Genomic DNA, 7539 nt, shown 5'->3' with positions numbered 1-7539 from the left:
TGGCTGACAAAAGCGGCCATTATCATTCCTTTTGTCATTGGCCTGGGTTGGAGTGTTAAAGACGTGTTGTTTCCTGCATCGACACAACAGTTGATAGAACGCCAATTGGCCGAGGCCAATAAAATCGCCATCTCGCCATTTGAAAACATAAGCGGAGACCCGTTGATACAACTCTTTGGTGATGGTCTGGCAGTGAACCTCGGCAGTGATTTGGCCGCGATTGCAGCAGAGCAGAACAACACATGGATCGTACCAGCCACAGAAATCAGCCGCATGAAAGATCAATCGCTAAAAGCAGTGGCAGATAAATATGGTGTTAATTTGGTCTTAACCGGCAGCATCCAACACATGGGCTCGACCAGACTATTGGTCTTGAATCTGTTGAATGCCGTAACAGGCCAGCAAGTCAAAACCGCAGAAGTTAGCATCCAAGCCGATGAACTGTTCCAAGGCCATGGCCTTATTCGAACCCAAGCATTAGAATTATTGGATTGGTCTGTGCCCAAAGACGTAACAGAAAAATTCAATGCCGAAAGACCTCAGCTTGACGGCGCTTACCGCGAGTATATTCGAGGAAGGGGTTACTTATATAGAGATGATCAACAAGGAAACCTTTTGAATTCAATAAAAGCTTTTGATCGTTCTATTTCGATAGACGCCAACTATCAGTTAGCCTATGTGGGGTTGGCAGAAGCGCAATATAGGCTATATACAGAGTCGAAAGATATCAGTTGGTTAAAATCAATGGAAAACACTGTTAATGAACTTAAAATAATTAATAAAGACCATTCAAAACTGGCGTATTTATTTGCTCAAATAGTTTTTGAACGTGGTGACTACTCGCAAAGTGTTGTATTTTTTAGTCAAAGTATAAAGAGAAATCCTCAGCACATTGAATCTTTTTTAGGGCTTGCCTTGGCGCATGAAAAATTAAATGAATTTGATAAGGCAGAAAAGATATATAAACATGCTAAATCAGCATCACCAAATAATATGTTAGTCATTTCGTATTTTGGTGTTTATTATTTTATTTTAGGAGAATATGAAAGAGCCGTTGAGCAGTTCAAAGAACAGATTGAATTAGCACCAAATAATCATTGGGCCTATTTGAATATGGCAGCAAGTTATTATTCTCTTGGTAAAATAGATGAAGCCATCAAATTTACAGAAGTAGCGATTGATATCAATCCAAGTGCAGACTCTTATTCAAATTTAGGAACTATGTATTTTTATCAATCTGATTTTCATAAATCTGTGGAAACTTTTGAAAAAATGATATCTTTAAATGACACTGATTTCATCAACTGGGGAAATTTAGCTGACGCTTATCAATATTCGAATAATGAAAAAAGTTTGGAAGCGTATATGCAGGCGGCAGAACTGGCAACTCAATCACTGTTGGTTAACCCCAAAGACACGATGGCAATAGCTGCAAAATCATATTATTTAGCGAATTTAAATCAAAAAATATAACTCATCCGGTTGATGAAAGTGGTAACAGCTTTAATAAATTAACTATCTCATTTGATGCTCAAGGTACATGTAACATTAAATATGATCACTATGATTATGATACCAACGTGACATTTACACCAAGCGTTATGTTTCACAAAGGAGATAAAAAAGAACAAGTTAATGAACGCCTAATTAAAGCTTTATCGGCAGAGGTTAAGGAAATGAAGTCTAGTTTAGTTAATAATCAGCGTTCAATCAGCCAAAAATCTAAGAACTTCTTATCAAGGTTAAACACCCCATTTGTTTCACAAGAAGATACTCAGTGTGCAATTAAGGGCTTCAATGATCAGAGAGAATCCTTAGAACTCAAAATTAAAGACTGTGATCGCTTAGAGTCTTTGTGTTCATGAGTGATTTGAATAATTTTTCAGAAATAAAAGAGATTTATAAGGAGTATGAGTCTCTTTTATCCAGTAATAACTCTTTAAGTTCTCATGTTAATTCGGTGGTTGAGGATTGGTCTAGAGAGAGCCGTTTAGCATTAGAAAATGAGTATCCTTTTGATGAATATGAGCAATTTAGAGATAAGTATTATCGAATTGATTCAATTGATGAATTACCAGTAACAGACTTAGTTGCTAAATATTCTCAATTCTGCAAAAGCGCTAAAATTCCTTATGATAATGGTTTTTGGCAGCGCCAGATTGTCAGTAATAAAACCAATGTTGTTTTAAAAGAAGAAGCAGAAGTAGCAAAGAAATTATTATTTCAAAAGTGGGGTGAGCAACTTAAGCAGGCACGATTAAACTGGGAGTTAGAGACATTAAATAAGCTCAGGCAGGCCTTTTTATCTCAATTAGAAGAATTACTTAAGCTATTTGAAGAACTTACAGCTTCTTTAGATGATTTGGGTGTCGACCCTGGAATATGGCTTGATCTCTCAGATGGTAACTTAACATCTCAAGATATTGAGCAATTCAAACAATGGGCTGACTATTTAAAAAATGACCCTATGGCTCAAGAGATCTGCGACCTTTTAGGGCGAATGCGGGATGTCGAGAAAGAAGAGCGGATAGAAAAAATATTTACGACTCAGTCTGTAGACGCATGGGTTCCTGATATAAACGCCAAGGAAGAAATCGTTGGCATTCGTTTAAGCCAAGATATTGAAAATGTTATCCCTTCAGAATTAGCCCTTCTAGCTGACCCTGAAACTTCAATATTATTTGATTTAAAGTTTATCGAAAACCAGTTGATGACTTTTGATATGGTAGGGCTTCAGCAGCAAACAACAGAAATAGAAGTTGAAGAAGAGCATGCTTATTCAGAGGATGGAGAGCAAGGGCCTATGATTTTGTGCATTGATACCAGTGGTTCTATGCACGGTCGGCCTGAGACCATTGCTAAAGCGGTCTCCTTATTTCTAGCAACAAAAGCAAGGGAGGCTGAACGGCCTTGTTATCTGATTAATTTTTCAACGGGCATTACGACTTTAGATCTATCCGGTAAGGGTGGGTTAGCAGCGTTAACTGGTTTTCTAAGCAAATCATTTAGGGGTGGTACAGATGTAGCGCCTGCATTACTTCATACCCTGGATGTGATGAAAGAAGATGCTTATAAAAAAGCGGATGTACTTGTTATTTCAGACTTCATTATGGGGTCTTTGCCAGAGGACATACTTTCAGGAATTGAGGACCAGAGAGAAGAGGGGAGTCAATTTTACTCATTGGTTGTTGGTAGTTGCTTTATGAGTAATAGATTAAAAACTTTGTTTGATTATGAGTGGGTTTATAACCCTAATAGTAGCTCAATTACCGAGCTTGTAAATTATCACCAGCAGTCAGGATTGCTAGAAAATAAGGAAATACATCATGTCTAAAGCCTATGACGCATTTAATATCGCCATGCAGGATGTAGATGAAATTATTGAAATATATGATTTGGTGAATCGAGATCATCCGGATAAGCAACCAGAAGCGTTAAAGCGTAGTGCGTTGATTATGGCTTTGACGGTTTGGGAAACCTATGTGGAGGATATATTTACTGAATTGGTTAGTTCCTATCTTTTAGGCCTTAGAGGTAGTCCCGTTTATCAATACATAGATAAGAAAGTACATAACGATCTTAAGACTTTTAATACACCGAATAGCCAGAATATTAAAAAGCTATTTGAGCCGATATTAAATAAAGATATAACCGAAGCTTGGAGTTGGGACAATTTTGACCCTAAACGCGTTCGTGAAACATTAAATAAATATATCTCATTACGAGGTGATGTAGTTCATCGGGCTGTGTGTGATAAGCAAAGTGGCCATCCTGTAAAAAAAGATGATTTGCAAAAATGTGTACGTTTTTTACGTGCTTTGGCAAGAACAATGGATGATGGTTTTGCTTGCTAAGTCAGTAAATATTATCTGGCTGCTCATCAGCTTAACACTGGAACTTATGAAGTTGTACCATCATCTATTTGAGATAAGTGGTCGTTGTTGATTAGTCTACTATTTTTAACTAAGGTTATTGATGGTGAGGTCACAATGAATAAACATGGCTTTTATATTTTTAAGTATATCGATCTGTGTTTGTTAGAGTAAATTATTAGTATGTGAATCACATCTAATTGAGAGGCCAAATTAAAGGTACCTCTACACAATAAAATTTGAGTGTGAACTAATTCACGCTTCTATTAAAAAGCTGTATAAATCCGTGTTTAAGTTCGCGATAGAGATATAAATATTATCAATATTTCTCTATTATTAAAACGTGGATTCAACTAGCAAAAGTAGCAAAAACGAATAATTATTCAGTAATATCTTTTATTATTTTCAGTATTAGTATTCATAGTTATTCAAATATTTATGTTATTAAAGACGATCTAAGTTCATGTTTGAAAATATGAGTAAGATACTCGAATATCATTAAAAATATAAAGCTCAATAAGAACAGAGCAAATTAAACGGAATTTTTGAGGAGTAGGGAAACATGTCTAAATATCGTATTTTTCTACACCCTCGTTAGTATCTTATTATGAGTGATTGGATAGAATTCGTAAGTGATCAGCCTTTGAAAACTGAGTTACTTTCTTGGAAGCGAGAGATTAAATATTGGGGTGAAGAGTCATTTCCTCAGGCCGAGTTAGGCTATTTTTTAGATACCCCTCTTTGTAAGGTATTTGAAGAAGAGCAGGATGTTGTTCCTTTCCTTATAAGGAAAATACCATTCAAGAATTCTTGGGGAATAACAATAGATAGGCCAAACTCTTCTTCGAGCACTTTGGCTGTGTATTACTTATTGTCTTCGATTACCTCGAAATCAAATAGATGGATATTGGCGGCGGACTCAGCAAGTAGGCCTGGATTTTATATAGAAAGAAAAGACAATGTTCGAGTCGATGAGATACTTAAGGAATATTTGTTTTAAAATGATACAATTTAACATTGAAAACTCAACATTCAAAATTGTGATTAGTCGCACAAATTTACAGTTTCTTCATCATATTCTCTTCCTAAAGCAAATGCATAAAATACTGCTGCTACTTTATCATCTTTACCATCAACTACTTTACCTTTTAAATCAATTTTTATTACATTTTCATCTGCCGCTTTTTTTGCTGCTATATTAGACCCTACAAAAATTATTTTATTTTTATCTATTAACAATGCTTCAGCCCATGGTTTATCAGAATCAACTGTAAAAATTTTAGCATTAAAATATAATTTTTGTGAACTTTCTATAACTTCTGGAGTATTAGTTACAGTTTTAGAAGAACAAGCTTTTGAAGTAATAAAAATGGTAAAAAATAAAATAAAGAGTTTCATATTTTTCATGTGTCTTTCTTATTTTTCGTTATTCCTTTTATTTACAAGGCTTAACGAGTTTTTGTTTAATTTTTAATTACAAAACCCCTTACCCATTTATGGTTTTAGGTGTTTTCTCTATTATTAAAAAGTAGCAATACGTTAAGAAAATCAAAATTTCATGTTCATGCTCCCTCTTTGATTGCTCTCAGATTGGCGATACTCTTGGGTGCTTAACGTTTGTTGTCAGTTTCATAATCGGGGTTTCTAAATGGCTCATGGCCTAAGATGTTTCAACCTCCAGTAAAAATCGACCTTTTATAATTATGCTACTTTGTTTTTTATCTCCACTTCTATTCCTAATTCTTTTAGGATTTTTATATGGCGATTTATCTTCTTGTCTTTTTTTAAACTTTGTAAATACTCATATCCAAGTTCTTTATACTCAACCTTGTCTTTTAGTATGAAATAGGCGGCTATCAGGATCTTGTGTCCTACTGCGATCAGCGCTCTCTTTTTGCCTCTTCGTACTACTAAACTATCATATTTTGCTCTTAGATATGTTCCTTTTGTTCTTGTGGCTGCCCAAGCAAATTGGACTAACATTGTTCTTAAATATTTATTACCATGGGTTATTCTACTGCTTTTTTTTTACCAGCACTCTCATTACTACCTGGACTCATTCCTGCCCAAGAAGCCAAGTGCTTTTCATCTGGAAATTGATCCATATTTGAACCTATTTCTGCTAATAAATACGCTACGCCATCTTTACCAACCCCAGGGATGGTTTGTAATAATTCCGAATCTAATGCTAACTCATACTTTTTTAAATGGACTTCTATTTGAGTATCTAATTTAGTAATCAGAATTTGTTTCTCCTTAATCGATTCCTTGATGGTTTGAAGCATAAATTTATGATGAGCCGTTAAGTTGCCCTTTAATGCAGACACCATATCTTCTATGCTTGATTGTATCCTGCCATGTCGCAATTTAAGCAGTTCATCGATGTTCTGTTCTCCAGCTATCATCGCATCTATAATTTTTGTAGCTGTTACACCGCTTGTGCTACTTACTACACTAGATATTTTGATGTTTGCATCTTCCAAAATTTTTTGAATCCTATTTTTCTCTGCCGAAACTTGTTCTATTACTTTTCGTTTATAACGTGTTAAATCTCTTAGCTCTCTTGTTGGTTTTGGAGGAATAAAACTACCTCTTAATAAACCGCTTAAAAGCAGTTTTGCAATCCATTTACTGTCTTTTTTATCAGTTTTTCTCCCTGGTACATTTTTTATATGCCTTGCATTGACTAATAAAATTTCAAAACCATCTTCTAAAATGTTATAAATTGGTTTCCAATACACGCCTGTACTTTCCATAGCTACGTGTGTAATATTATGTTTTTGTAACCATCCCTTCATCTTTTCTATAGAATCTGTAAAACCATCAAAGGTTTTGGTTTGCTCTTTAATTCCCGTTCCTCGGATTGTGGCTACAATAATTTTTTTGTGTACATCAATCCCACAACCCCTTTCTACAATCTGTTCAAAATTAATCTGTTGCTTTTTCATGATATTAGCTTTTACGTTAAAGTCATTACCTTGGGTGGCAAAATCCTTGCCATGGATGTTTCATAAAAAAAAACTTCAAAATTCAATTGAATTTCGAAGCTTTTTTATGTGAAAAATTATGTTTTTTATTATTTCAACTTCTTCTTAACCGCAACTTCTTTGTATGCTTCAATTACATCGCCTTCTTGTATGTCGTTATAGTTTTTAATTTGAAGACCACAATCATATCCTTTTGCTACTTCTTTAACATCATCTTTAAATCGTTTTAATGAAGCTAAAAAACCATCATGAACTACAATTCCTTCTCTAATAATACGTATTTGAGAATTACTAAATATTTTACCAGACATTACCATACAACCTGCAATATTACCAACTTTAGAAATTTTATAAACTTCTCTAATTTCTACATTACCTGTAACTTCTTCTTTCATTTCTGGAGATAACATACCTTCCATTGCATCTTTAAGGTCATTATAAATAACAGAGTATGTTCTAATATCTACTTCTTCTCTATCGGCTACGGCTCTTGCATTTCCTTGCGGACGTACATTAAACCCAACAATAATTGCATCGGAAGCGGTTGCTAATAACACATCGCTTTCTGTAATGGCACCAACGCCTTTATGCAAAATATTTACTTGAATTTCTTCGGTAGATAATTTTTGGAATGAATCTGTTAAGGCTTCTACAGAACCATCTACATCTCCTTTTAATAT

General features: G+C 34.7%; 7 protein-coding genes and 1 pseudogene. 5 read left to right on the top strand and 3 right to left on the bottom strand.

Features of this window, described 5'->3' with window-relative positions; translation table 11 throughout:
• The 5 genes from Q0688_RS14060 to Q0688_RS14040 form a co-directional block, all read left to right on the top strand.
• A partial coding sequence (locus Q0688_RS14060) for a tetratricopeptide repeat protein (protein WP_299077864.1) occupies positions 1 to 1473 on the top strand: 1473 nt, incomplete at its 5' end.
• A gap of 107 nt (positions 1474 to 1580) precedes the next feature.
• On the top strand, positions 1581 to 1865 hold the full coding sequence (locus tag Q0688_RS14055) for a hypothetical protein (protein WP_299077862.1): 285 nt from the start codon (positions 1581 to 1583) through the stop codon (positions 1863 to 1865).
• Positions 1862 to 3334, top strand: a complete 1473-nt coding sequence (locus Q0688_RS14050) for a VWA domain-containing protein (RefSeq protein WP_299077860.1) — start codon at positions 1862 to 1864, stop codon at positions 3332 to 3334. The genes Q0688_RS14055 and Q0688_RS14050 overlap by 4 nt, the downstream gene beginning before the upstream one ends.
• On the top strand, positions 3327 to 3854 hold the full coding sequence (locus tag Q0688_RS14045) for a HEPN domain-containing protein (protein WP_299077857.1): 528 nt from the start codon (positions 3327 to 3329) through the stop codon (positions 3852 to 3854). The genes Q0688_RS14050 and Q0688_RS14045 overlap by 8 nt, the downstream gene beginning before the upstream one ends.
• A gap of 625 nt (positions 3855 to 4479) precedes the next feature.
• Positions 4480 to 4872: a hypothetical protein gene (locus Q0688_RS14040; RefSeq protein ID WP_299077854.1), complete on the top strand. Its 393-nt coding sequence runs from the start codon at positions 4480 to 4482 to the stop codon at positions 4870 to 4872.
• Between the two features lie 44 nt (positions 4873 to 4916).
• Here the strand turns inward: Q0688_RS14040 and Q0688_RS14035 are convergent, their stop codons facing one another.
• From Q0688_RS14035 to Q0688_RS14025, 3 genes and pseudogenes are all read right to left on the bottom strand, one after another.
• A complete protein-coding gene (locus Q0688_RS14035; protein WP_299077851.1) occupies positions 4917 to 5279 on the bottom strand; it encodes a hypothetical protein in 363 nt (120 codons plus the stop codon).
• 294 nt (positions 5280 to 5573) lie between these two features.
• Positions 5574 to 6820, bottom strand: a pseudogene (locus Q0688_RS14030) (IS110 family transposase).
• Between the two features lie 128 nt (positions 6821 to 6948).
• Positions 6949 to 7539, bottom strand: a 591-nt coding sequence (locus tag Q0688_RS14025; RefSeq protein ID WP_367179799.1) for a translation initiation factor IF-2, incomplete at its 5' end; no start/stop codon positions are given.

This window comes from uncultured Paraglaciecola sp. (assembly GCF_937123705.1).
Classification (GTDB): Bacteria; Pseudomonadota; Gammaproteobacteria; order Enterobacterales; family Alteromonadaceae; genus Paraglaciecola.
Note: the sequence above shows the minus strand (reverse complement) of the source record. Positions and strands in the feature narration are given on the sequence as shown.

Coding starts and splice junctions, on each gene's coding strand:
- Q0688_RS14045 (WP_299077857.1), top strand. CDS start 3,327: ATGTCTAAAGCCTATGACGCATTTAATATCGCCATGCAGGATGTAGAT.
- Q0688_RS14040 (WP_299077854.1), top strand. CDS start 4,480: ATGAGTGATTGGATAGAATTCGTAAGTGATCAGCCTTTGAAAACTGAG.
- Q0688_RS14035 (WP_299077851.1), bottom strand. CDS start 5,279: ATGAAAAATATGAAACTCTTTATTTTATTTTTTACCATTTTTATTACT.
- Q0688_RS14050 (WP_299077860.1), top strand. CDS start 1,862: ATGAGTGATTTGAATAATTTTTCAGAAATAAAAGAGATTTATAAGGAG.